Raw genomic sequence first — 2,684 nt, forward strand, 5'->3', positions numbered from 1 at the left:
GAAATACACATTGCACCTATATTATAGTTAGTACTAGATTCATCTTTTTTAGATGCTAGTTGTACGGAGGAAATATTATGAGTCGTAAAAAACATTCATCTACTCAAAAAAAGCGTCACCCAAACGTATCGGAGCGCTTGCGAAACCATATACAAAATCGTTCTTTAGCAGAAATGTATGCATCTCTTTTTGAACATAACCCTGATAGTATTATTTCATTGAATTTAGAAGGAGTTATTTTACATATTAACCCCTCTGCGGAAAGAATATTAGGTTATACTTCTAACGAATTAGAGCGAAAAACAATCACTTCTATTTTAGAAGCACATATTTCTGATCAAGTGCTACAATACATAAAAAATGCTGCAGCTGACAATCAAAAAGAGTATATCGTCTCTATTTATCATAAAGACGGATATTTACTAGATGTCGTAACAAAATTAGTTCCTATTTTTGTTAAAAACCGTTTAACAGGTGTATACGCCATTATGAAACCCCTTGAAAAATCAGAAAGAATTGAGAAAGTATTACAAGAGAGTGAGAAACGATTACGCACATTAATGAATTCAATGCCTGCATTTGTTATTTTTAAGGACCATGAAGGACGCTGGCTTGAAGCGAATGACTATGCGCTTTCTTGTTTCAATTTCCATAACGTTCCTTATCATGGAAAAAGAGATAATGAACTCATTCAATATAACGAAGCATACCGCGAATCTTTTTTGCATTGTGAAGAAGTCGATGAACTAACATGGCAAAAAGGACAAATTCTTCACGGAGAGGAATTTATTATACATAGAAATGATTTCGACCTAGTTTTAAGCATTTCAAAAGTCCCACTCTTCCATCCTGATGGCTCACGCAAAGGTCTTATAGTGATGGGAAGAGACGTTACCGAACTAAAAGAAACTGAAAAGTTATTACGGAAATCCGAAAAACTTGCAGTAGTAGGACAACTGACAGCTGGAATTGCCCATGAAATTAGAAACCCGCTCACTTCATTAAAAGGATTTTTAACGTTATTACATCCAGAAATAAATGAGGAAAATAAATGGTATGTGGACGTTATGTTGAGTGAAATTTCACAAATGGAATCTATAACAAGCCAATTTATGGCGATGTCTAAACCACAAGTGTTATCCATTCATACATGCAACGTACAAACATTAATTGAAGAAGTTGTAACTTTTATTTTACCAACAGCAATTATGCATAGCGTTCATATCATCATGGATCATTTCGATTATATTTCTGACATTCAATGTGACAGTAATCAATTAAAACAAGTTTTGATTAACATATTAAAAAATGCAATCGAGGCGATGCCTGATGGTGGTAACATATTCATTCAAACAGCTTCGTTAGAAAATGATTTTGTTTCAATACGCATTATGGATGAAGGTTGTGGGATTCCTGAAGAGCGCATGGCTCGTCTTGGCGAACCTTTTTATAGCTTGAAAGAAAAAGGAACTGGCCTTGGCTTAATGATGTGCTATAAAATCATTCAAGAGCATCACGGAAAATTATTCATTTCCAGTGAATTAAACATAGGAACAACTGTCGATATCCAATTACCGATTGCTACAGCTCAGCCTGTAACAAACTCATAACTATGCTACATTAATATAGTAAAAGACATCTGTTATAAGTAGTCGGGTTATTGTGGAAAACATCTACACTAATACGTTAAAAAGCTCAAAGTCCCTATATGACTCTGAGCTTTATTTTTGTATACGATTTATTTTATTAAACCCACTCTTTTCCATGTTTACGAATAAACTGAATATCATTTTCATAATGTTCAAGATGCCCTTCATCTATCATCTTTTGGAAGTTCATATCGCCTTCTAGTGCTTTTCTTTTCATGTATTTACATAATCCTTCTAATCGTAGAAGTACCATCTCCAAATAATCCTCGGCGATGCCATCACTTTTATAGGACTCAAAAAACAATTTAACTCTTTGCTTTATGCGGTCTGCATGCTGTAATGAATTATAATAAACCGCCGCACCTGTTTCCTTATAATAAACTCTACTTAATGGGACACAAGTGTAAAGAGTATAGGCTATGTCCCAAAGTCTTGGTCCAGGACCAGCAACATCAAAATCAATAATACCTACTGGTTTTTCGTTATTAAAAATAATGTTGTATATTGCAAAATCATTGTGGCATACAACCTCTATTTTATTTGGAGTATTATCCATCGGTTTCCAATCATCTGATAACGGGAAATCACTCACAGCATCATGATAAAGACGGAGCATCTTCGCTATTTCTTTTAAAACATCATTAGACCACATGTACTCTTTTAAAGGGTAATTACCAGCTTCTCCTTCAATAAATGATAATATCTCTCTATCTTTATCATCAATACCTAAAAACTTTGGTGCATAACTAAAACCTTTGTTTTCCAAATGGTTTAATAGCTTATGAATTCGGGTACTGCCTTTCTTTAATTCTCGTCGAACAGTATCTTCCGAACGATATACGTTTGAGACATTCCCTCCCGTTAGCATTTCTTCATTTTCGTAGTTTGACATCTAATAGTCCCCCTCCATTATTCTACATTTTCTTTATATTTTAACATAACTTTCCTATTCTCTTTTAACCCCTTAAATTACAACAAAAAAAATCGAGTATAAAATCTTTATGATTTTACACTCGATTTAGTCTACTATTTATG

At 33.8% G+C, this 2,684-nt stretch carries 2 protein-coding genes; one reads left to right on the forward strand and one right to left on the reverse strand.

All coding sequences use genetic code 11. The annotated features are described in order from the left end of the window. Nucleotides 1-77 precede the first annotated feature (77 nt). The gene (locus AB3X49_RS20970) at nt 78-1,610 is read left to right on the forward strand and encodes a BA3702 family sensor histidine kinase (protein ID WP_367964512.1); all 1,533 of its coding nucleotides are present in this window, start codon (nt 78-80) and stop codon (nt 1,608-1,610) included. A 136-nt stretch (nt 1,611-1,746) separates the two neighbouring features. Here the strand turns inward: AB3X49_RS20970 and AB3X49_RS20975 are convergent, their stop codons facing one another. After that, nucleotides 1,747-2,541 (reverse strand): phosphotransferase, encoded by a 795-nt coding sequence (locus tag AB3X49_RS20975; protein WP_002128534.1) that lies wholly within the window; start codon nt 2,539-2,541, stop codon nt 1,747-1,749. Between the last annotated feature and the right edge of the window lie 143 nt (nt 2,542-2,684).

It is taken from the genome of Bacillus sp. C30, from assembly GCF_040838255.1.
GTDB classification, from domain to species: Bacteria; Bacillota; Bacilli; order Bacillales; family Bacillaceae_G; genus Bacillus_A; species Bacillus_A mycoides.